Origin of the sequence: Pseudomonas sp. ADAK18 (assembly GCF_012935695.1) — a bacterium.
In the GTDB taxonomy this organism is placed as follows: domain Bacteria; phylum Pseudomonadota; class Gammaproteobacteria; order Pseudomonadales; family Pseudomonadaceae; genus Aquipseudomonas.
In genome coordinates, this window is the sequence record NZ_CP052859.1 from 1,013,541 (window position 1) to 1,035,631 (window position 22,091).

Below are 22,091 nucleotides of genomic sequence, written 5' to 3' on the forward strand. Positions count from 1 at the left end.
AGTGTGGTATTTCCTCAAATGAAAGTGTTGAAAAGCCAGGATATCCTGGCGTTGGGCTTTATGACTTTTGCCCTGTTCGTGGGCGCCGGTAACATCATCTTTCCGCCGATCGTCGGTTTGCAGTCCGGGCCTCATGTCTGGATGGCGGCGCTAGGCTTCCTGATTACTGCTGTTGGCCTGCCCGTGGTCACCGTGGTTGCCCTGGCCAAGGTTGGTGGCGGCATGGACGCGCTGAGTAGTCCCATCGGCAAGATCGCCGGTGGCTTGCTGGCAGCGGCTGCGTACCTGGCGGTAGGCCCGTTGTTCGCGACTCCTCGTACCGCGACGGTCTCCTTTGAAGTTGGCCTGGCGCCGCTGACCGGTGAAAGTCCGCTGGCACTGTTCCTCTACAGCTCGGTGTACTTCCTGCTGGTGTTCTTCATTTCCCTGTACCCGGGCCGTCTGCTGGATACTGTGGGTCGCTTCCTGGCGCCATTGAAGATCATTGCCCTGGCTGTATTGGGCATCGCTGCCTTTGCGTTGCCGGCCGGTGATGTGGGTGTCGCTACCCCTGAGTATGTGGCTGCGCCGTTCTCCCAGGGTTTTATCAATGGGTACCTGACCATGGATACCCTGGGCGCGCTGGTGTTCGGCATCGTCATCGTCAATGCCATTCGCTCCCGTGGTGTTGAGTCGCCGCAACTGATCACCCGCTATGCGATCATCGCCGGGCTGATTGCCGGCGTGGGCCTGGCGCTGGTGTACATCAGCCTGTTCCGCCTGGGCTCGGGCAGCCATGAAGTGGCTGCCGGTGCTGCCAATGGCGCAGCGGTGTTGCACGCCTATGTGCAACACACCTTTGGTTCCCTGGGCAGCGGCTTCCTGGCGGTACTGATTTCCCTGGCGTGCCTGGTGACAGCGGTTGGCCTGACCTGCGCCTGCGCCGAGTATTTCAGCCGCGTACTGCCGCTGTCCTACAAAACCCTGGTGGTGATCCTGGCGGTGTTCTCGCTGGTGGTGTCCAACCTGGGTCTGACCAAGTTGATCGCGTTCTCGATCCCGGTACTGACCGCGATCTACCCACCGTGCATCGTTCTGGTGGCACTGAGTTTCTGCAAGGACTTCTGGCAGGAGCAGGGGCGGATCGTCGGGCCAGTCATGCTGGTGTCGTTCATCTTTGGCTGCATCGACGCGCTGAAGGGTGCTGGCCTGGCGGACTGGATGCCATCGCAGTTGGCCCACCTGCCGCTGAGCGAGCAGGGCCTGGCGTGGTTGGTACCCTCGGTGATGATCCTGGTCGTGGCGGTGGTTGTAGACCGTATGTTGGGCAAGCGCAGCGAAGCCATCGCCTAAAGCGCTTGGTCATACGCTGACATCGAAATGCCCCGTATCAAACGATACGGGGCATTTTTTATGGGCGGCGCGCAGTGTCTTTTTCCCTGAGCTAACGTCGAAGGGGTTATCAACTTCTTCAGCTGGAGCGCGGTCAGTGTGGGAGCGGGCTTGCTCGCGAATGCGGTGGATCAGTCAATGTATGTGGTGACTGTCCCACCGCATTCGCGAGCAAGTCGAATCGTCGCACCGCCGCTCCCACAGGGATCTGCGTTCGCAAAACTTACCTTGCATGAGGACCCGCATGTCGTTCGTCGAAGCCAATCTGATCCACTTGCTTGCCGCCCTCTGGTTTGTCATCTGCTGGGGCGGTTACACCCGCTATGCCAGCTGGAAAGCCCGTGATACGGCGTGCCTGGCCAGTGTGTTGCACCTGTACCGCGAAGACTGGATGCGTCGCATGCTACTGCGGGACAACCGCATCGCCGATGCCAGTGTGATCGGCAATCTGGAGCGCAACGCGTCGTTTTTTGCCTCCAGTACCCTGATTATCCTCGCCGGTATTCTCACCGTGCTGGGTGCATCGGAGCGGGCGGTGTCGTTGCTGGCGGACATTCCTATGGTGCAGCAAGCGTCCCAGGGCATGTCGGAGATCAAGTTACTGTGCCTGGCCTTGGTGTTTGTCTACGCCTTCTTCACCTTCAGTTGGTGCATGCGTCAGTACAACTTTGCGGCGGTATTGGTGGGGTCGGCACCGATGGTCGGTGAGCGGCATGTGTCTGAGCAGGAGCGCAAAGCGTTTGCTTCCCGGGCTGCACGAGTGATTTCGATGGCCGCCAACCAGTTCAACCTTGGCCTGCGATCCTATTACTTCGGCATGACTATGCTGGCCTGGTTTGTCAGTCCGTGGTTATTCATGCTGATGAGCACTGGGGTCGTGCTGGTGTTGTATCGACGGGAATTTCATTCCGATGTGCTGGACGTAATGGTCTATACCCCGACTGAGGCGCCCTTGCCTGAGTTGAATAAGGAGACGACTTCGTAAGCCTTGCGTGTTCATTATCCTTTGAACAAATACTCCAGACAAAGTAAAGCCCGCTACTTGAGCGGGCTTTCTTTTGCAACACGGTTGTTAAACCACGGCATTCAAGTCGTCAGACTCAAGAACCGGTTGCAGGTGTTGCAGGTGCTGCTTCTTTTACTGCTGCTTCGTTCGATTCTTGCTGGGCTTTGGCAGCATCAGCGTTTTCTTTTGCAGCTTCGTTCACTTTATCCTGAGCTTCGCTCATTTTCTGTTGAGCTTGTTCAGCATGTTGGTTGGCATCCTGAGCTTTGTCCTCGGATTTTTTATCGCAGGCAGCGAGGCCCAGAGCGGCGGCCAACATCAAGGAAATAGCTAAAGTCTTGCGCATGGGGTGTTTCTCCTTATTGAAGATATCTACTGGCCTTTCGAGCCTGTGGTGAGCGCTTAGTTCCTTTAATCCCACAGATATATAAGCGTTTTCGTCATGGAACTTTCATCCGGGATTACAACTCATCCAGATTAACACTAATAAGAGTCGCTATCGAATGACCGAAAACCTTCTTTTAGAGCGTGCCATGCGCTTTGTTTCAGCGTTGCGCCACTGCCAGGTACTGGGAATCCAGGTTCACGATGCCGGCGGGGAGGGCATGACGCTGGTCCTGCCGTACAGCCAAGATATCGTAGGTGATCCGCAGACCGGCGTGATCCATGGTGGCGCTCTGACGTCGTTGATGGACACGGCCTGTGGCATGGCCACCTTGTGTGTGTTGCCGGAGTTCGAGGTCTGTCCGACCTTGGACTTGCGGATCGACTACATGCACCCCGCAGAACCCCATAAGCCGGTGTTTGGCTTCGCCCAATGCTATCGGGTGACCACTGACGTGATCTTCACCCGCGGCTTTGCCTATCAGGATGACCCACAACAACCGATTGCTCACGTGGTGGGCACGTTCATGCGCATGGGCAAGCGGCTCAAGGGGGCGCAAGGATTGGGCCGCGCCATCAAGGGGGAGCAGGCATGACGCATCAATTCAGGAGCCGGCTGGAGCAAGCCCACAGGCGCGGTGACTATGAGGCGGTACTCAACTTGATTCCCTATGCAAAATTGATTGGCATCGAGTGCACGCGCCAGGGAGACGAGTTGCTGTTCCGCATGCCTGCCAACAAGGACAACATTGGTAACCCCATATTGCCGGCGATCCACGGCGGAGTAATCGCAGGCTTTATGGAATTGTCGGCTGCGTTGCATTTGCTGGTGTTCACGGGCGCGCCGGGCGTTCCTAAAATCATCGACTTTTCCCTGGATTACCTGCGGGCCGGGCAGTTTCGTGACACTTACGCCAAATGCCAGGTGTGGCGCCAGGGGCGGCGGGTAGCCAACGTGGCGATCACCGCGTGGCAGAGCACCCAGGCGGAACCCATCGCCACCGCCCGAGCCCATTTCAAAATCCAGGAGCATGCCCGCCCTTGAAATCCTGGTCTTAGCCCCCAACTTTGATGACAACCCGCCGCCAACCCTCAAGGGCGCGGCCACTGCCATCCAATTGGAGTTTGATGACCATGAGTGTGGAAACTCAAAAGGAAACCCTGGGCTTCCAGACCGAGGTGAAGCAACTGCTGCACCTCATGATCCATTCGCTGTATTCCAACAAGGAAATCTTCCTTCGCGAATTGATCTCGAACGCCTCTGACGCTGTCGACAAATTACGTTTCGAAGCCCTGTCCAAGCCTGAGTTGCTGGAAGGTGGCGCGGAACTGAAAATCCGTGTGAGCTACGACAAAGACGCGAAAACCGTCACCCTCGAAGACAACGGTATTGGCATGAGCCGCGACGATGTGATCACCCATCTTGGGACCATCGCGAAATCCGGCACCGCTGATTTCATGAAAAACCTGTCGGGCGACCAGAAAAAAGATTCACACCTGATCGGTCAGTTCGGTGTGGGCTTTTACTCGGCCTTCATCGTTGCCGACGAGGTTGAAGTGTTCAGCCGCCGTGCCGGCCTTGCTGCCAGCGAAGGTGTGCACTGGTCTTCCAAAGGCGAGGGCGAGTTTGAAGTCGCTACCGTTGAAAAGGCTGATCGCGGCACCCGTATCGTCCTGCACCTGAAATCCGGTGAAGACGAGTTCGCCGATGGCTGGCGTCTGCGCAACATCATCAAGAAGTACTCCGACCACATCGCGCTGCCGATCGAGTTGCCGAAAGAACAAACTGCGGCTGAAGGCGAAGACGCTCCAGCCCAGGAATGGGAAGTGGTCAACCGCGCCAGTGCCCTGTGGACTCGTCCTCGTACCGAAGTCAAAGACGAGGAATACCAGGAGTTCTACAAGCACATCGCTCACGACTACGAGAACCCGCTGAGCTGGAGCCACAACAAGGTCGAAGGCAAGCTGGAGTACAGCTCGCTGCTCTACGTACCGGCCCGTGCTCCGTTCGACCTGTATCAGCGCGAAGCGCCAAAAGGTCTGAAGCTCTACGTACAGCGTGTGTTTGTCATGGATCAGGCGGAGTCGTTCCTGCCGTTGTACCTGCGTTTCATCAAAGGCGTGGTTGACTCCAATGACCTGTCGCTGAACGTGTCGCGGGAAATCCTGCAGAAAGACCCGATCATTGATTCCATGAAGTCGGCGCTGACCAAGCGCGTGCTCGACATGCTGGAAAAATTGGCGAAGAACGAGCCTGAGCAATACAAAGGCTTCTGGAAAAACTTCGGCCAGGTCATGAAAGAAGGCCCGGCGGAAGATTTTGCCAACAAGGAAAAAATCGCCGGCCTACTGCGTTTTGCTTCCACCTTGGGTAATGACGGCGAGCAAGTCGTGTCCCTGGCCGAATACCTGGCACGCGCCAAGGAAGGTCAGGACAAGATTTACTACCTGAGCGGTGAAACCTACGCTCAGGTCAAGAACAGCCCGCACCTGGAAGTCTTCCGCAAGAAAGGCATCGAAGTGCTGTTGCTGACCGACCGTATCGACGAGTGGCTGATGAGCTACCTCAGCGAGTTCGACGGCAAGAACTTTGTCGACGTGGCGCGTGGTGATCTGGACCTGGGTAACCTGGATTCGGAAGAAGACAAGAAAGCCGCCGAGGAAGTGGCCAAGGCCAAAGAAGGCCTGGTTGAGCGGATCAAGACTGCCTTGGGCGATGCCGTCAGCGAAGTGCGGGTTTCCCACCGTCTGACCGATTCCCCGGCGATCCTGGCCATTGGTGAGCAGGACCTGGGCATGCAGATGCGCCAGATCCTGGAAGCCAGCGGTCAGAAGGTTCCGGACTCCAAGCCGATCTTCGAATTCAACCCGGCTCACCCGCTGATCGAGAAACTCGACAGTGAACAGAGCGAAGAGCGTTTTGGCGACCTGTCGCACATCCTCTTCGACCAGGCAGCCCTGGCTGCTGGTGACAGCTTGAAAGACCCGGCCGCTTATGTGCGCCGACTGAACAAGTTGTTGGTTGAACTGTCGGTTTAACACCGTTGTAGAAAAACCCGCTTCGGCGGGTTTTTTCGTTCTAGTGCTACTCAACTGGAGTAAATGATGAGCCAAGTCACTGTGCGTTCCGTGGTCTATCAGATTGATGGCCAATCTTATGAAAGCCGCCTGGCCTTTGATGCCAGCCACAAAGGTCCGCTGCCAGGGCTGTTGATGGCGCCGAACTGGATGGGTATCAGTGCGGGTGCCGAGGACATTGCCAAGGCGGTGGCTGGCAAGGGCTACGTGGTGCTGATCGCCGACCTCTATGGGCAGCGTGTTCGTCCATCCAATGGCGACGAAGCCGGCGCGGCGATGATGCCGTTGAAGAATGACCGGGCCTTGCTGAACAAACGCATGCAAGCGGCGCTTGAGCAACTGCAAGGCCAGACCGAAGCGGCCGTTGATACGTCGAAACTGGCGACCTTCGGTTTCTGTTTCGGTGGTTGCTGCTCCCTGGAGCTGGCCCGTACCGGTGCGCCATTGAAGGCTGCCGTGTCGTTCCACGGTACCCTCGATACGCCAAACCCGGCGGATGCGAAGAATATCAAGGGTTCAGTACTGGTATTGCATGGTGCTTGCGATCCGCTGGTGCCGAAAGAGCAATTGCCGGCGTTTGAGGATGAGATGAACGCTGCCGGTGTGGATTGGCAGTTGCTCAGCTATGGCGGTGCGGTGCATTCCTTTACCGACCCGCATGCCAATGTGCCGGGCAAGATGATGTATGACGCGAAGACTGCTGGCCGGGCGTTTGTGTCGATGCATAACTTGCTGGATGAAGTGTTCAAGGGCTGATAACCAGGTTGCCTGGGCCGGCCCATCGCGGGCAAGCCCGGCTCCCACAGGGGAACACCAGTCAACTGTGGGAGCCGGGCTTGCCCGCGATAGCTACCTGGTAGGCGATAAATCTCTCAAGCCTTGCTGCCCGGCAACTCAATCCGCTCACTTTCCCCCGGCACCGTCGGCCAATCCCCGGCCGCCCAACGCCGCCGAGCCTGGTCGATCAATAGCGGATCACTGGCGACAAAATTCCAATTGATCCGCCTCGGTCCATCCAACGGCGCACCGCCAAACACCACCACATGGCAATCGGTTTCGGCAAACAGTGCGATGCTCTGGCCTGCGGGCAACACCGCCAGGTTGCGGACCTCCAGCGGTTCACCGTCCAGTTGAGCATCACCGGCCAGCACATACACCGCGCGTTCCTGATGCTCGTCAGGGATCAGCAGCGTCGTGGCCGTCTGCATCTCTATCTCGGCATACAGCGTCGGTGACAGTACCGGTACCGGCGACTCCAGGCAGAAGCCGCTGCCGGCGATCAGGCGAATCTTCACCCCAAGGTTGTCACTGACCGGCAGGCTCGCGGCGGGATGATGGCTGTAGTGCCCAGGGCCTAGTTCCTGCTCCTTGGGCGAGGCCAGCCACACTTGCAACCCGTGCAGGTTGAAACCGCTGGCCTTGAGGGCTTCTGGCGTGCGTTCGACGTGGGCGATGGCGCTGCCGGCTGTCATCCAGCTGACGTCTCCGGCCTTGACCACCTGGTCGGAGCCCAGGCTGTCCTTGTGCATGAGTTCGCCTTCAAACAGGTAGGTCAGGGTGGACAGGCCGATATGGGGATGCTGACGGATGTTCATGCCGGTGCCCGGGGCGTAGCGGGTTTCGAGCATATGGTCGAAGAACACGAACGGTCCGACGCTACGGCATTCCCTTGAAGGCAGTGGGCGCAGGATCGGTTGGCCTTCGACATCTTCGGCGCGAGGGCGGATCACGGTCACAGTGGTCATGGTGCGTCCCAATCTGAGCGGGTTAGGCTTGGGAGCATAACCCGCTCGATGGGATGTTGCCGCTATTGGCTGAAGGCACCTTCCGAAAGCCGGGTCTCGATAGTGACCTCAGCGGTGGTCATCAGCTTGTGTACCGGGCAGCGGTCGGCCACGCGGTGCAACTCATCGCGCTGGGCATCGGTCAGCACACCCTTGAGGGTCAACTTGACGTTGAGCTTGTATTTGCCTTTCTGCTCTTCGCTGCTGTCATGGGTGACTTCAACGGTAACGCCCGTCAGCGGGATGTCCTTTTTCTGCGCGTAAAGCTTGAGGGTCAAGGCCTTGCACGAAGCAAGGGCTGCATCGAAGTAATCATGAGGCGAGGGCGCCGAGTCGTCGCCACCGAGACTCTTGGGCAGGTCGGTAAACAACTCGTGTTTATTGACATGAACGCTGTGGCGGAAGTTTTCGTTGTTCAGCGTGTTGACGGTAACAGGCATGGAGAACCTCACAAGGTGGCAGGACAGGAGTGATGCAGTTATAGAGCATGCTGGCACGTTGGTGTTCCCACAATGTTGCCCTATCGTGTTTGTCATCCTCCCGTCACACCGGCCTCATAAGCTCCCGCCATCTCAAACAAGGAGCGAACCATGCACTTCACCCGTTCAGGCGCCCTGGTAGCGCTGATGATGATCAGCGGCCTGGCCAGTGCCGAAGTCCGTATCGATGGCCCGGTGGAATACGGTGTGTTTGATGGTCCGAACGCCGAGCTGCAATCGGGTGAGCGCGTACTGCGTCGCAGCAATGAGCACATCCAGCCGACTGAAATGGTCCCGGCCAAACTGGGCACCAAGTTCGGCCTGCGTTATCAATTGCTCGGTAAGGTCGCCGAGGGTACGCCGCTGACCTTGCTCTATTTCACGCCAGGCATTCGTACTCCGGATGGTGCGCGCCACGACAAATTCGAAGTCACTCAGAAACTGGTACCCGGTGCGCCTCAAGACGTAATGGCCTACGAGTTCACCGAAAGCCACGAAGTGGTGCCGGGGGAATGGCGTTTCATGGTGTTCCAGGGTGACCGGCTGCTGACCCAAAAGAGCTTTACCGTTCGCTGAATCGCTAAGCTCCGGACCGGGCGATGAGAAGGCATTTTGATATCGCTTTTTCGTCTTACATAAAATGAGCAAGACGCCGATACCTTTCAGGAGCCTCGCTGCAGGTGATGCAGCGTTTTTGGAAGGAGCCGAAGCAATGAGTATCAGAAGTCTCAATATCGCCCCCCGAGCGGGACTGGGGTTTGGTCTGCTGGCGTTGATGGTGTTTGCCCTGGGAGGCTTTGCCTTGCTGCAGATGGGCAATATGCGCCAGCAGTCGGACCAGGTGGAAAACAACTGGCTGCCCAGTGTGATGGCGGTCGGCGAGATGAATCAGGATCTGTTGCGCGTCCGCGCCCTGACCTTGCGTCTACTGCTCAATCGCGATCCGCAGGCGTTGGCGCTGAATGAGCAGAAAATCACCGATATAAAAAATGGTTTGCATAGCGCGCAGTCTTTGTATGAAGGGCTGATTGTCCTGCCTGAGGAGACGGTGCTGTTCAACCGCTTTAAAATCGAACAGCAGCAATACTTGCAGCGCCAGGAGCAAGTCATGGCGTTCTCTCGGCAAAACCAATTGGAGGACGCCCTCAAGGTGGTCAATGGCGAGATGAATCAATTGGCTGACGCGATGGCCGGCACCCTTCATGAGTTGGTTATTCTCAACAAAGTCAGTGCCAATCAGGCGGCGACGCTCGCGCAGAGTGTGTTCAGTCGATCCCGAAGCTGGGTGATTGGCATGATCGCGGTGACGGCCCTTATCACCATCGGCTTGGCTTTGCTGTTGACTCGCAGCATCGTGCTGCCCCTGTCCCAGTCGTTGAAAGTGGCCCAGGGCGTGGCCAGCGGCGATCTGACGGGTGAGATCACTGTCAGCGGCAAGGATGAGCCGGCGCGCCTGCAGCAGGCGCTCAAAAGCATGCAGGAGAGCCTGCGTGAAACCATCCGGCGTATTTCCGACTCCTCCAACCAGTTGGCATCTGCTTCTGAAGAGCTCAGTTGCGTCACCGAAGATGCCACCCGTGGCCTGCATCAGCAAAGCCAGGAGATCGAACAGGCCGCCACGGCGGTCAACCAGATGACCGTGGCGGTGGAAGAGGTCGCGAGCAACGCAGTGGCGACTTCCCAGGCATCCCGGGAATCCGATCGCATTGCCCAGCACGGTCGCGAACAGGTGCACCAGACCGTGTTATCCATCGAATCCCTGGCTGAAGATGTGACGGCCAATGCGACACAGGTCGAGGACCTGGCGCAAAAAGTCTACGGCATCAGCAAGGTGCTGGATGTGATTCGCTCGATTGCCGACCAAACCAACCTGCTGGCTTTGAACGCGGCGATTGAGGCAGCGCGGGCTGGTGACGCCGGGCGCGGTTTTGCGGTGGTGGCGGATGAAGTGCGGGCCTTGGCCCATCGCACTCAGCAGTCGACCCAGGAAATCGAACAGATGATTAGCGGGATCCAGCAGGGCACTGATCAGGCGGTCAGTTCTATGCAACAGAGCAACACTCGGGCGCGTTCGACGCTGGATGTGGCTAAGGCGGCCGGTACGGCATTGGAGGAAATTGCTTCGGCATTTACGCTGATCAACGAGCGTAACCTAGTGATCGCCAGTGCTTCGGAAGAGCAGGCGGCGGTGGCCAGGGAGGTGGATCGTAATTTGATGAATATCCGCGATCTGGCGCAGCAGACATCGGCGGGAGCCACCCAGACGAGTGCGGCGAGTCAGGAGTTGTCGCGGTTGGCGGTGGATCTTAATACGATGGTGGCGCGATTTTCGGTGTAGGGCTTGAAATCGAGTTGGCCCATTCGCGAGCAAGTCGAATCGTCGCACCGCCGCTCCCACACTTGACCGTGTACATCCTGAAGGAATGCGGTCGAAATGTGGGAGCGGCGGTGCGACGATTCGACTTGCTCGCGAAGCAGGCGACTCGGTTTGCGAGGCTTACTTGCCCTGCCAGCGTTTCAGCACCAGGGTGGCATTGGTGCCACCAAAGCCGAAGCTGTTGCTCATCACGGTGTTGATGGTCGCATCTTCACGGGTCTTGGTCAGGATCGGCATGTCAGCCACTTCCGGATCCAGTTCCTCAATGTTGGCAGAACCTGCCATGAAGTTGCCTTCCATCATCAGCAAGCAGTAGATCGCTTCGTGAACGCCGGCGGCGCCCAAGGAGTGGCCAGACAGGCTCTTGGTAGAGCTGATCGCCGGTGCCTTGTCGCCGAATACTGCACGTACGCCTTCCATTTCCTTGGAGTCGCCGACCGGAGTCGAGGTGCCGTGGGTGTTCAGGTAGTCGATCGGGCCGTCAACAGTGGCCATGGCCATCTGCATGCAGCGGATCGCACCTTCGCCGCTTGGCGCAACCATGTCGTAGCCGTCGGAAGTAGCACCGTAGCCGACGATTTCCGCGTAGATCTTCGCACCACGAGCCAGAGCGTGTTCCAGCTCCTCGACTACCACCATGCCGCCACCGCCGGCGATGACAAAACCGTCACGCTTGGCGTCGTAGGCGCGGGAGGCCTTTTCCGGGGTTTCGTTGTATTGGGTGGACAGGGCGCCCATGGCGTCGAACAGGAACGACTGGCTCCAATGTTCTTCTTCACCACCGCCAGCGAACACGATGTCTTGCTTGCCCAACTGGATCTGCTCGACTGCGGTACCGATGCAGTGAGCACTGGTGGCGCAAGCGGAGGAGATCGAGTAGTTCACGCCTTTGATCTTGAACGGCGTGGCCAGGCAGGCGGAAACGGTGCTGCCCATGGTCCGCGTGACGCGGTACGGGCCAACACGCTTGACGCCTTTCTCGCGCAGGATGTCCAGCGCTTCCATCTGGTTCAAGGTCGACGCGCCGCCGGAGCCGGCGATCAGGCCGGTACGCGGGTTGGACACCTGGTCGTCGGTCAGGCCGGAATCAGCGATCGCGTCCTTCATGGCCAGGTAGGCGTAGGCGGCTGCGTGGCCGACGAAGCGATAGATCTTGCGATCGATCAGCTCTTCGAGGGGCAGGTCGATGGAGCCGGAAACCTGGCTACGCAGACCCATTTCGGCATATTCCGGGTTGAAGCGGATGCCAGGGCGACTTGCACGCAGGTTAGCGGAGACGGTCTCTTTGTCATTGCCCAGGCACGAAACGATGCCCAGACCAGTGATAACGACGCGGCGCATGCGGATAACCCTTAAAAGTTGTCAGTGGAAGTGAATACGCCGACCCGAAGGCCTTCGGCAGTATAAATCTCGCGACCGTCGACAGTCACCGAACCATCGGCAATGGCCAGGTTCAGCTTGCCCTTGAGGACGCGCTTGATTTGAATGTTGTAAGTGACTTTCTTGGCGGTCGGCAAGACCTGGCCAAAGAACTTCACTTCGCCCGAACCCAGGGCCCGGCCACGGCCCGGCAGGCCTTGCCAGCCGAGGTAGAAGCCGACCAACTGCCACATGGCGTCGAGGCCCAGGCAGCCCGGCATTACCGGATCGCCTTCGAAATGGCAGGCAAAAAACCACAGGTCAGGGGTGATATCCAGCTCGGCGACCAATTCACCTTTGCCGTACTTGCCACCCTCTTCGCTGATATGGGTGATGCGATCCACCATCAGCATGTTCGGGGCGGGCAGTTGCGCGTTACCTGGGCCGAACAGCTCACCGCGACTGCAGCGCAGCAGATCTTCCCGAGTAAAGGCGTTTTGTTTGGTCATGCGAGCTCCTCAATAGTCCCATGCGGCAGGGTAGGGCAAATCTTCCCGACCGACTGAAGCGTTCATGCCTCATATCGGCAGCCTACACATAGACTATTGCGTTGTAGTGAAAGTCACAGCGTCAAGGGCATGAATGTACACTTGTGCACTGAAATTATAAACCGGGCCGATTTACAGGCCCGTTCGGGTGCCTAAGACTGCCGCACTTTCGCCTTTCACGCCAGTCGCAGTTGGCCGATGGTGTCCATCTACTGAACCCAGCGTTGTAGGATTTGCTGCAAATCCGTACGTTTGAACGGCTTTGCCAGGTAGTCGTTCATTCCGGCGGTCAGACAGGCTTCGCGGTCGCCCTGCAAGGCGTTGGCGGTCAGGGCGATGATCGGCAGATCGGCGCAGCCGGGCAGTTGGCGAATCTGCCGGGTGGCTTCGTAACCGTCGATCAGTGGCAGCCGGCAATCCATCAGGATCGCGGTGAAAATCAGGCTTTCGGCACTGCGAATCGCCTCGGCGCCGTCGGTGGCGATGCTGACCTCGAACCCCAGGCTGCGCAGCATGGCTTCAACTACCGTGCGGTTGACCGGGTTGTCTTCCACCAACAAGACGTTGCGTCCCTCGCCGGCACTGGCTTTACCTTGGGTGTCCGGTGCGATGACCGGCAGGCTCTGCTGGTAGATCGCCAGGGGGATTTCCAGGGTAAATACCGAACCTTGGCCTTCCTCGCTCTGGGCACGCAAGGTTCCGCCCATCCGTTCGGCCAGAGTGCGCGCGATGGGCAAGCCCAGGCCAGTGCCGCCGTAACGTCTTGAGATAGAGCTGTCGGCCTGTTGGAACGCGTCGAACATCAGCTCCAGGCGCTCGGCCGAGATGCCTATCCCGCTGTCGCGCACGGTGCAGGTGAACCACAGCAGTTCATGGTCAAGCGTCTGCCAGTGAGGCTCGACGGTGACGGTGCCACGCTCGGTGAACTTCAGGGCGTTGCCAATCAGGTTCACCAGAATCTGCCGGATCCGCGTCGGGTCACCCTGAACCTGCAACGAGTCCATGCCCCGCGGTATCGATAACTCCAGCACCAGCCCGCGTTGTACGGCGCTGTGCTGGAAGGCCTGGGCGCAACTGTTGATCAACTCGACCAGATTGAACGGGATGTGCTCAAGCTCCAGGGCCGCGCGCTCGATGCGTGAGAAGTCGAGGATATCGTTGATGACTTTGAGCAGGTGCTCGGTGGACTCGGAGGCCAGCGCCGCATATTCGGTTTGCTCCTCGGTCATGTCGGTGGTTTCCAGCAGTTGCAACATACCCAGCACGCCGTTCATCGGAGTGCGCAGTTCGTGGCTCATCATCGCCAGGAAATCTGACTTGGCATTGTTGGCCCGCTCGGCCTCTTCGCGGGTCTGGATCAGTTGGGCCATGGCCTGGTGCTGTTCGCGGCTGGCCTGGTTGAGGCCTTCGGCGAGGTTGTTGATGTGACGGGACAGGTCGCCCAGTTCCGAGTCATCGACGATGGGCAGTGGCGTTTTGTAGTCGCCCTGCTGAATGGCCTTGACCGCATGCCCCATGGCGCTGATTGGCTGCGACAGGCTGGCGGCCAGTCGCCGCGCCAGCAAGAAGGTAAACAGCAGGGCAAACAACGCGAGGATCCCGGCCTTGAACAGAATCTCCTGCTGGCGCTGGCTGAAGGCATCGTTGGACATGCCGACGATCACTCGGCCCAGATAGTCCGCTCGGGGGGCCTTGGGTTGCGCGCTGTTGTCCTGGAAGAAGTCATTGCCCAACTGGATATGTTGCAGGCGTATCGGCGCCTGGAACACTTTCACCGACAGCGAGCGGTCGTGTTTTTCCGAGGGCTGTTCGACGTAGACCAGGATGTTCTCCGTACTGTCCTGGATTTCCAGGAAGCGCACGTGGGGTGTGGCCAGGGTGGCGCGCAACAGGCTTTCCAGCACATCGTTGTTGCCGGAGATCACGCCGTACTCGGTGGCCGGGGCCAGTTGGTTGGCGATCAGTTGACCGGTGTGGTCGAGTTCCTGGCGCAGGTCCTGAATCCGCACGAAGGTGAAAAAACTGATCAGCAGCAGCGTCAGCAACAAGGCCGGGCCCAGGGTGATGATCTGGGTGCGGGTACTGATGTCCCAACGGCGACGGAAGGTCATGGGCGTTTTTCTCCTTCGGCCAATCGGACTGCGACTGCGGCTTCGTCCACCTGTTCGATCCCCAGTGAGCGCGCGACTTGCGGGTTGCCCACGACTTTGAAGTGTTCCGGGTACAACGAGCGTGGCCAACTGGACGGCGAGTGATCCAGCAGGCGGTCGAGTACGTCCAGCCAATCGCTTTGATCGCTGTAGGTGCTGGCCAGGCTGCCGGCCTTGACGAAGCCTGCGTTGGGCCCGATCAACGGCAATTGCCTGGCATAACTACTTAGCAGCAGGTTCTTTGCGGTTTTCGGGTTGTACAGCTGGGGATCGTCCAGGCCTAGCAGAACATCACTGCTCTTGAACAAAGTTTGCAGCGGGCGGCTGTCATTAATGTTGTCCCAGGGCTGGGAGACGATTTCCAGTCCCATGGACGAGGCGTGCTGGCGCAGTTCGTGGAGCAGGAATTCACTGTCGATGCCGTACAGGACACCGATGCGCCGCGCCTGGGGCAGGATGTCGGCGATCAGGCGTAGTTGGCGCTCCAGCGGTGGGTCGCTCCATAACAGACTGATCCTTGGCGGCACGTTATGCCCCAGGTGCTGGCGGGCCTGAAGGCGGCTGATGCGCAGCACCAGGGTCGGCGGGCCCTGATTGTCCTGCAAGCGCCAGTCGAGGCTTTTCAGGTCCAGCAGGATCAGGCGGGTAGTGTTCGGCAAGTGAGCGGGTGCGGGAAGGTCTCTGAGTGGCGTGAATGTCACACTGTCTTCCGGGCGCTGTTGGCCCAGGGCCTGTACGAAAGCCTGTACTCCAGGGCCATCCTCGGCAGCGGTCAGCAGGATCTCGGCCGCCCATGTCGGGGTGGCGAACAGCAGGCTTGCGAGCAATAGGCAGCGCCGCCAGACGCGGGCGGCGAAGAAGCGGGTCATCCGTGACGGAGGGTGGTTCATCTAGAACTCTAACTCCGCACTGAAGTAGAGCACGTGGCGCTGGTCGTAGTTGTTGTCGGCCCAGGTGGTGGGCTGGTTATCGAGCCGTTGCTGCAACATGCCGGCCAGCTCCAGGTTGGCTTTGCCCAAGGCAATGCGCTTGGCTACCCGCATATCGACCCGTTCGAAGCGATATTGGTTGAGGGCGTCGTCGCCATAATAGAACAGCGCACTGGACCAGCCTTGGCCCCACTCGCGCAGCCAGCCGACGGAGCCGCTGTTGCGGGCGGTCTGCTGTTGGTCGAGCGGATTGGTGGCACTGGCATCGACATAAGCATAGGTCAGGCGCAGCCGGTCGGCCGCGCTCACGCGCCAGTCGAGCTGGGTTTCGGTGCCGGTAAAGCGTGAGCTGTTGGCGTTGCTGGCGATGTACTGGTTGTTGCGCAGTGGCTCGCTGATCATGTCGGTGATTTCGTCATAGAACAGCTTCACGTCGACGTTCAGCCCGATATCAGCAAAAAAACCGTTGTAGCCCAGCTCCCGGGAGCGCATCAGTTCTTTGTCGAGGTTACCCGGGCCACGGGTCTTGACGAAGTACTGGCCAGAGTTCTGTCCGTAGGCCGGCGAGCTGAGATTGGTAACCCGATAGCTCCAGTTGACGTTGTTCTCAAACATGTCAGGGGAACGGATGGCTTCGGAGTACACCGCCCGCAGGCCATGGCGCGGGTTGATCAGGTAGTTGACGGCGACCCTTGGGGTCAACGAGTTGCCGCTCAGGCGGGTGTCCTCGAACATCGCGCCACCCTGTAGCAGCCAGTGTTCGCTGGCCCGCCATTCCAGATGACCGAACAGGCGCCAGGTGTTGTCGTCCAGGGTGCCGTTGAAGTAGGTGTCGGAGTCGGCGCGGTCGTAGCGGTAATTCATGCCGCTGACCAGGCGCAGGCTGTCGGTGAGGCTGAGGGTGTCCTGCAGCTCCAGGTCGTAGCGGCTTTCCCGGGTGCTTTGGTCGATGTTGCCGCAGACGCTGTCTTTGCCGCCACCGTTCTTCCATTGGTCCAGCACCTGGTTCGCCAGGGCCTGTTCGGCAGCGCTGCCCGGCGGTGCGCTGGTGTAGTTATCCATGTGCCGCGCCAGTTTCTCGGCGTAGTTGGAATTGAGTTGCCACAGTTGCGTCAGCTCAGGGCTGAACGAGACCTTGGCGTCGCAGGCTTTCCATATTTGCCGGCGATCCCATTGCTGGGCCGACCCTTGGATGTACAGGCTGTGCTCGGGGCTGAAGTCGAAGTTCCAGCGTAACGAACCCGCGTAGTCCTTGGCGGAGACGTCGGAATTGGTGCCGCCTTCGGTAATCCCATCGAATACCGGCTTGTAGGTATAAGGGCGCTGGTTGCTTCCTTCCTTGGCGTTGAATTGCCAGTCGATACTCTGTTGCTGATTCAAGGTCTGGCTGACGGCCAGGCTGAAGCGGTTCAGACGGCGACTGTCGCGCCGATCGGCGCCGAGGGCATCGCTGTCGAAACCATCATCCTGCTGGCCGGAAACTGACAGCCGCAGGTTGCCGGTTTCCCAGCCCACACCTTGGCTGGCGTAGTAGTCATTGATTCCCCGTTCGCCTTGGGTGATTTTCATCCGCGTGCCCTGGCTGTTGGCCGGTGAGCGGGTGAGGATGTTGACCACCGCCATCAGCGCGTTGGCGCCATAGCTGACAGTGTTGGGGCCTCGAAAGACTTCGATGCGCTCGATGTCTTCCATGGCCACCGGGATGTCGCTCCAGTCCACGGTGGCCAAGCCTGCGCGATACACCGAGCGGCCGTCGATCAGGACCTGCATGCGCCGCGCGTCGCTGGCGTTGGTGCCGTGGTAGTTGACGGCCGCCTGGTTGCCGGTGGTGTAGCCGACCATCATCCCGGGCACCAGCCGCAGCAATTCAGCAATGTCCCGCGCGCCGCTGGCCTTGATCAGCTCGCTGTCGATCACCGTCATGCTGCCGGGCACGGCGGCGGCCGACTGCTTGAGCCGAGTGGCGGTCAAGACCTGCGGCAGCGGCTGGCTGTCGAGGAAAAGATCGTCGGCCAGCAACGGTCCGCTGAACAGCAGCGCCAGAACGAGGGATGAACGAGGAGGAGGGCCCAAATACACGGCACGGCCTTGATAATATCGAATAGCCGCCCATGTTAACTGAGGCGAGGGCTTTTGCCAGTCGTCGCCCTTGCAATTACCGCGTGTAAACACGCCATTTTCCGACAAACGCGGGAATTTACGCGGGGGCTGGCCGCAGGCGGGTCGCCCCGTATAATGTCGCCATCGCCACTGGTATGGATTAACGGATTGCATATGACTGAACAGCGCCCTATTGCGGTCCTGGGAGGCGGAAGTTTTGGTACCGCCGTGGCTAACCTGTTGGCTGAGAACGGCCATCGGGTACTCCAGTGGATGCGTGATCCCGAACAGGCCGAGGCCATTCGGGTCAATCGTGAAAACCCTCGCTACCTTAAAGGCATCAAAATTCACCCGGCGGTCGAGCCCGTCACCGACCTGTTGGCGACCTTGACCGCCTGCGACTTGTGCTTCGTCGCCCTGCCGTCCAGCGCCTTGCGTTCGGTGCTGGCGCCCCATGCCGAGCGTCTGGCCGGCAAGCAACTGGTCAGCCTGACCAAGGGCATCGAAGCCCACACCTTCAAGCTGATGAGCGAAATCCTTGAAGAAATCGCCCCCCAAGCCCATATCGGTGTGCTGTCCGGGCCTAACCTGGCGCGGGAAGTGGCCGAGCACGCCTTGACCGCCACGGTGGTGGCCAGCGAGGACGAGGCTCTGTGTGAACGGGTCCAGGAAGTGCTGCATGGCCGCACCTTCCGGGTCTACGCCAGTGCTGACCGCTTCGGTGTGGAGTTGGGCGGAGCGCTGAAGAACGTCTACGCAATCATTGCCGGCATGGCTGTGGCGTTGGGTATGGGGGAAAACACCAAGAGCATGTTGATCACCCGTGCACTGGCGGAAATGACCCGCTTTGCGGTCAACCAAGGCGCCAACCCGATGACCTTCCTGGGCTTGGCCGGGGTGGGCGACCTGATCGTCACCTGCTCGTCACCGAAAAGCCGTAACTATCAGGTCGGTTTCGCCTTGGGCCAGGGCCTGAGCCTGGAAGACGCCGTGACGCGCCTGGGGGAAGTGGCCGAAGGCGTCAACACCCTGAAAGTACTGAAGGCCAAGGCCCAGGAAGTCGGGGTCTATATGCCGCTGGTTGCAGGCCTGCACGCGATCCTGTTTGAGGGGCGTACCTTGAACCAGGTAATCGAGTTGCTGATGCGGGCCGAGCCGAAAACCGATGTCGACTTTATTTCCACCAGTGGTTTCAACTGAGGAACGCGTGATGAACGATCCGAAAGCAGCACCCAAGTATGAGTCCATTGTTCTGCGTGTCCTGTGGATGCTGGTGTTTGCCCTTGTGTGGCAAGTGGCGCAGTTTCTCTTGGGCGCGCTGGTGGTGGTGCAACTGATTTACCGTCTGGTTTACGGGGCGCCGAACCTGGGCCTGATGAACTTTGGTGACAGCCTCAGCCAGTTCCTGGCGCAGATCGGCCGTTTTGGCAGCTTCCACAGCGAGCAAAAACCCTGGCCGTTCGCCGACTGGCCAACCCCGCGCGCGCCGGAAGGCGAAGCCGCCCACAGCGTGCCGCCTGCGCCGCATCCGGTGCGTGATGAGGAACCGAAGCTATGAAGGTGTGGGTATTGCGTCACGGCGAAGCCGAAGGGCATGCCCGCACTGATGCCGAGCGCAACCTTACCGAGCATGGCCGTGCAGAAGTGCTGCGCAGTGCGGCTCATCTGATTGGCCAGCCGATCAAGGCGATCATCGCCAGCCCTTATGTGCGGGCGCAGCAGACGGCGCAGTTGGTGCGTGAGGCGTTGGGGTTTGAACCGGAGATTCGCACGGTGTCCTGGTTGACGCCGGAGAGCAGTCCGCTGCAGGTGCTGGATCATCTTGATACGGATGACACGGTGCTATTGGTCAGTCATCAGCCGCTGGTGGGGAGCTTGATCAGCTTTATGCAGCATCGCCATTTGCGTGAGCCGCAGCCGATGAGTACTGCGAGTTTGGCGGAGCTGGAGGGGGACTTTCCGTTAGCGGGGTTGATGAGCCTCAATAGTGTCAAGAGTTTGTAGAAGACCCGTTGGTTTGGGCGCGGCTCTGTTGGGGTGGGGGGCAGATCCGTTGTTGCGGTAACGGCCGCTATTGGTTCCGCCCTTACGGCGGGTCACTTTGCAAAAGCGGCAAAGTAACCAAAACGCTCTTGCCCCACCACTCGGTGCCTCGCTCTGGCTCGGCATGCCTGAACGTAGGCATTGCTCCGTGGGCCGCCGCAATGGGCCATCCATGGCCCAGTGCGGCTAAACCGGCGTCCTGCCGGTTTACCCACGGACCAATGCCTACGTTCAGCCAGCGTGGTTTAACGGGGCGCCTACGATCAAAAACAAAGCGAGGCGGCCTAGTAGCCGACCTAATCTTTGAAACGTATGCGTTCCTTCCTCCCCACCCTCGCGTAGCAGCTGTCGAGCGCCAGCGAGGCTGCGTGCTCTTGATCTTGATCTTGATCTTGATCTGAGGCGCCCCGTTAAACCACGCTGGCCGAACGTAGGTATTACGCAGTGGGTAAACCGGCAGGACGCCGGTTTAGCCGCGTTGGGCCATGGATGGCCCGTCGCGGCGGCCCACGGAGTAATGCCGGAGTGCGGGCACACCGAGCCTAGGCGAGGTGCCGAGTGGTGGGGCAAGAGCCCTTTTGGTTACTTTTGGCTGGGCCGGCATTCCGGGCTCTTTTCCAAAAGTGACTCGCTGTAAGAGCGAGACCATAAGAGGCCGTTACCACAACAACGGATATGTACCCCCCAAAAAAACGCAGAACTTGAATCTTGTTCCCCCATAGAAGCCCCCTCCGTGTGTGCTATATAGTCACCCAAGCAAGTGCTTGGTTGGCTACCATCGCAACACACAGGAGCGCCCCCATGTCTGTCGCTTTTCGTTTGCCGCTGCAGGTCTTCTTCGAACGTGAAGCGCGTCACCCGCGCCAACGCTTCATGGTCCAACCCATGGGCGGTGACGAGGTACAAACCCTTACCTGGGCCGACGTCGGCCATCAAGCACGTTGCGCCGCACACTGGCTGCGAGCGCGGGAACTGGCCCCAGGCTCCCATATCGCCCTGATCTCGAAAAATTGCGCCCACTGGATCATCGCCGACCTGGCGATCTGGATGGCCGGGCACGTCTCTGTACCGCTCTATCCCAACCTCACCGCCGATTCCGTCGCCCATGTGCTGGAGCATTCCGAGGCAGCCCTGGTCTTTATAGGCAAGCTGGACGACTGGCCCTCCATGATGCCCGGGGTCAAGGCGAGCCTGCCCACCATCAGTTTGCCGCTGTGCCCGGCCGGCGACTTCGATTACACCTGGGCCGACCTGCAAACCTGCTCACCGATCCAGGACAACCCGGCGCCAGCCCCATCAGACCTGGCCACCATCATCTACACCTCCGGCACCACCGGCTTGCCCAAGGGGGTGATGCACAGCTTCGGCGCCTTGGGTTTCGCCGCCGTACGTGGTACCGAATTGTTTGGCCTGGGGGAGGGCGACCGATTGCTGTCCTACTTGCCGCTGTGCCACGTGGCGGAGCGCATGTTTGTCGAACTGGCCTCGATCTACACCGGGCAGACCGTCTTTTTTGCCGAAAGCCTCGATACATTTCTGGCTGACCTCCGGCGGGCGCGGCCGACGGCGCTGTTCGGTGTGCCACGGATATGGACCAAGTTTCAGATGGGTGTGTACAGCAAGATTCCAGAAAAGCGCCTCGATACCCTGTTGCGCTTGCCGTTTATTGGCAAGCGGGTGGGGCACAAGGTGCTCGCCGGGCTGGGCCTGGATGCGTTGCGCATCGCACTCTCCGGGGCGGCGCCGGTGCCTGAAGCGCTGTTGCGCTGGTACCAGAGACTGGGGCTGGATGTGCTGGAGGTCTACGGCATGACTGAAACCTGCGGTTACTCCCATGTTTCTCGTCCCGGCCAACAGAAAATCGGTTGGATCGGCCTACCGTGTCCGGAAGTCGAGGTGCGTATCGATCCGTCGGGTGAAGTGCAGGTGCGCAGTGGCGCGACCATGCTCGGTTACTTCAAGGACCCGCAGAAAACCGCCGAAACCGTCACCGAAGACGGCTTCCTGCGCACTGGCGACAAGGGTGAGCAGGACACCGAGGGCCGTTTGCGGTTGACTGGGCGCCTCAAGGAAATCTTCAAGACCAGCAAAGGTAAATACGTGGCTCCGGCCCCCATCGAAAACCGCCTGGCCGAGCATGCACGTATCGAACAAGTGTGCGTGGTGGGTGATGGCCTGACCGCGCCCATGGGACTCTGTGTGTTGTCCGCCGTGGGGCTGCAAGATGCGTCGGGCTCGGCCCGCAATGCCTTGCACGGTAGCCTTGAACGCTTGCTGGAGGAGGTTAACCTGGCTCTGGATAAACATGAGCGCTTGCGCCAACTGGTGGTGGTGAAAGACAGTTGGTCGGTGGAAAACGGTTTCCTGACCCCGACCTTGAAGATCAAACGGAGCGTTATCGAATCCACGTACGGGTCACAGTTCCAGGCCTGGAGCGAACGCTCCGAGGCCGTGCTGTGGCAGGATTGAACCCTTCACAACAC

At 59.4% G+C, this 22,091-nt stretch carries 20 protein-coding genes; 12 read left to right on the forward strand and 8 right to left on the reverse strand.

What is annotated here, in order from left to right:
- Nucleotides 1-18: 18 nt before the first annotated feature.
- The gene (brnQ, locus tag HKK55_RS04685; RefSeq protein WP_169353574.1) at nt 19-1,332 is read left to right on the forward strand and encodes a branched-chain amino acid transport system II carrier protein; all 1,314 of its coding nucleotides are present in this window, start codon (nt 19-21) and stop codon (nt 1,330-1,332) included.
- Between the two features lie 283 nt (nt 1,333-1,615).
- Entirely contained in the window at nt 1,616-2,356 is a 741-nt protein-coding gene (locus tag HKK55_RS04690) for a DUF599 domain-containing protein (protein ID WP_169353575.1), read from the forward strand.
- Between the two features lie 115 nt (nt 2,357-2,471).
- On the opposite strand, the gene HKK55_RS04695 is transcribed toward HKK55_RS04690, so the two are convergent.
- Nucleotides 2,472-2,723 carry a hypothetical protein gene (locus HKK55_RS04695; RefSeq protein ID WP_155583227.1) on the reverse strand — a complete coding sequence of 84 codons (252 nt, stop codon included), beginning with the start codon at nt 2,721-2,723 and terminating at the stop codon, nt 2,472-2,474.
- A gap of 157 nt (nt 2,724-2,880) precedes the next feature.
- Here HKK55_RS04695 and HKK55_RS04700 point away from each other — a divergent pair, with 157 nt between their 5' ends.
- The 4 genes from HKK55_RS04700 to HKK55_RS04715 all read left to right on the forward strand — a co-directional run bounded on the left by HKK55_RS04700 (nt 2,881) and on the right by HKK55_RS04715 (nt 6,595).
- Nucleotides 2,881-3,357, forward strand: coding sequence for a PaaI family thioesterase (locus HKK55_RS04700; protein ID WP_169353576.1), 477 nt, complete (start codon nt 2,881-2,883; stop codon nt 3,355-3,357).
- Nucleotides 3,354-3,806 (forward strand): PaaI family thioesterase, encoded by a 453-nt coding sequence (locus tag HKK55_RS04705; protein WP_169353577.1) that lies wholly within the window; start codon nt 3,354-3,356, stop codon nt 3,804-3,806. The genes HKK55_RS04700 and HKK55_RS04705 overlap by 4 nt, the downstream gene beginning before the upstream one ends.
- An 89-nt stretch (nt 3,807-3,895) precedes the next feature.
- On the forward strand, nt 3,896-5,800 hold the full coding sequence (gene htpG, locus HKK55_RS04710; protein ID WP_169353578.1) for a molecular chaperone HtpG: 1,905 nt from the start codon (nt 3,896-3,898) through the stop codon (nt 5,798-5,800).
- Between the two features lie 66 nt (nt 5,801-5,866).
- The gene (locus tag HKK55_RS04715) at nt 5,867-6,595 is read left to right on the forward strand and encodes a dienelactone hydrolase family protein (protein WP_169353579.1); all 729 of its coding nucleotides are present in this window, start codon (nt 5,867-5,869) and stop codon (nt 6,593-6,595) included.
- Nucleotides 6,596-6,711: 116 nt separating this feature from the next.
- Here the strand turns inward: HKK55_RS04715 and HKK55_RS04720 are convergent, their stop codons facing one another.
- Entirely contained in the window at nt 6,712-7,584 is an 873-nt protein-coding gene (locus HKK55_RS04720) for a pirin family protein (RefSeq protein ID WP_169353580.1), read from the reverse strand.
- 62 nt (nt 7,585-7,646) lie between these two features.
- On the reverse strand, nt 7,647-8,063 hold the full coding sequence (locus HKK55_RS04725) for an OsmC family protein (protein WP_155583221.1): 417 nt from the start codon (nt 8,061-8,063) through the stop codon (nt 7,647-7,649).
- A gap of 150 nt (nt 8,064-8,213) precedes the next feature.
- Between HKK55_RS04725 and HKK55_RS04730 the strand changes: the two genes are divergently transcribed.
- On the forward strand, nt 8,214-8,678 hold the full coding sequence (locus HKK55_RS04730; RefSeq protein ID WP_169353581.1) for a DUF3859 domain-containing protein: 465 nt from the start codon (nt 8,214-8,216) through the stop codon (nt 8,676-8,678).
- Between the two features lie 136 nt (nt 8,679-8,814).
- A complete protein-coding gene (locus tag HKK55_RS04735; protein ID WP_169353582.1) occupies nt 8,815-10,440 on the forward strand; it encodes a methyl-accepting chemotaxis protein in 1,626 nt (541 codons plus the stop codon).
- Nucleotides 10,441-10,599: 159 nt separating this feature from the next.
- On the opposite strand, the gene fabB is transcribed toward HKK55_RS04735, so the two are convergent.
- The 5 genes from fabB to HKK55_RS04760 form a co-directional block, all read right to left on the reverse strand.
- Nucleotides 10,600-11,820, reverse strand: a complete 1,221-nt coding sequence (gene fabB / locus HKK55_RS04740) for a beta-ketoacyl-ACP synthase I (RefSeq protein ID WP_155583218.1) — start codon at nt 11,818-11,820, stop codon at nt 10,600-10,602.
- 11 nt (nt 11,821-11,831) lie between these two features.
- Entirely contained in the window at nt 11,832-12,347 is a 516-nt protein-coding gene (fabA, locus tag HKK55_RS04745) for a 3-hydroxyacyl-[acyl-carrier-protein] dehydratase FabA (RefSeq protein WP_003210552.1), read from the reverse strand.
- A gap of 248 nt (nt 12,348-12,595) precedes the next feature.
- Nucleotides 12,596-14,497: an ATP-binding protein gene (locus HKK55_RS04750; RefSeq protein ID WP_169353583.1), complete on the reverse strand. Its 1,902-nt coding sequence runs from the start codon at nt 14,495-14,497 to the stop codon at nt 12,596-12,598.
- Nucleotides 14,494-15,426, reverse strand: a complete 933-nt coding sequence (locus HKK55_RS04755; protein WP_169353584.1) for an ABC transporter substrate-binding protein — start codon at nt 15,424-15,426, stop codon at nt 14,494-14,496. The genes HKK55_RS04750 and HKK55_RS04755 overlap by 4 nt, the downstream gene beginning before the upstream one ends.
- On the reverse strand, nt 15,427-17,544 hold the full coding sequence (locus HKK55_RS04760) for a TonB-dependent siderophore receptor (protein WP_169353585.1): 2,118 nt from the start codon (nt 17,542-17,544) through the stop codon (nt 15,427-15,429). It lies immediately after the preceding gene.
- Between the two features lie 195 nt (nt 17,545-17,739).
- Between HKK55_RS04760 and HKK55_RS04765 the strand changes: the two genes are divergently transcribed.
- The 4 genes from HKK55_RS04765 to HKK55_RS04780 all read left to right on the forward strand — a co-directional run bounded on the left by HKK55_RS04765 (nt 17,740) and on the right by HKK55_RS04780 (nt 22,077).
- Nucleotides 17,740-18,765 (forward strand): NAD(P)H-dependent glycerol-3-phosphate dehydrogenase, encoded by a 1,026-nt coding sequence (locus HKK55_RS04765; protein ID WP_169353586.1) that lies wholly within the window; start codon nt 17,740-17,742, stop codon nt 18,763-18,765.
- A gap of 7 nt (nt 18,766-18,772) precedes the next feature.
- The gene (locus HKK55_RS04770; protein ID WP_178123297.1) at nt 18,773-19,123 is read left to right on the forward strand and encodes a DUF4389 domain-containing protein; all 351 of its coding nucleotides are present in this window, start codon (nt 18,773-18,775) and stop codon (nt 19,121-19,123) included.
- Nucleotides 19,120-19,569 (forward strand): phosphohistidine phosphatase SixA, encoded by a 450-nt coding sequence (sixA, locus tag HKK55_RS04775; protein WP_169353587.1) that lies wholly within the window; start codon nt 19,120-19,122, stop codon nt 19,567-19,569. Before HKK55_RS04770 ends, sixA begins: the two co-directional genes overlap by 4 nt.
- 840 nt (nt 19,570-20,409) lie before the next feature.
- Nucleotides 20,410-22,077, forward strand: coding sequence for an AMP-binding protein (locus tag HKK55_RS04780; protein WP_169353588.1), 1,668 nt, complete (start codon nt 20,410-20,412; stop codon nt 22,075-22,077).
- Nucleotides 22,078-22,091 lie beyond the last annotated feature (14 nt).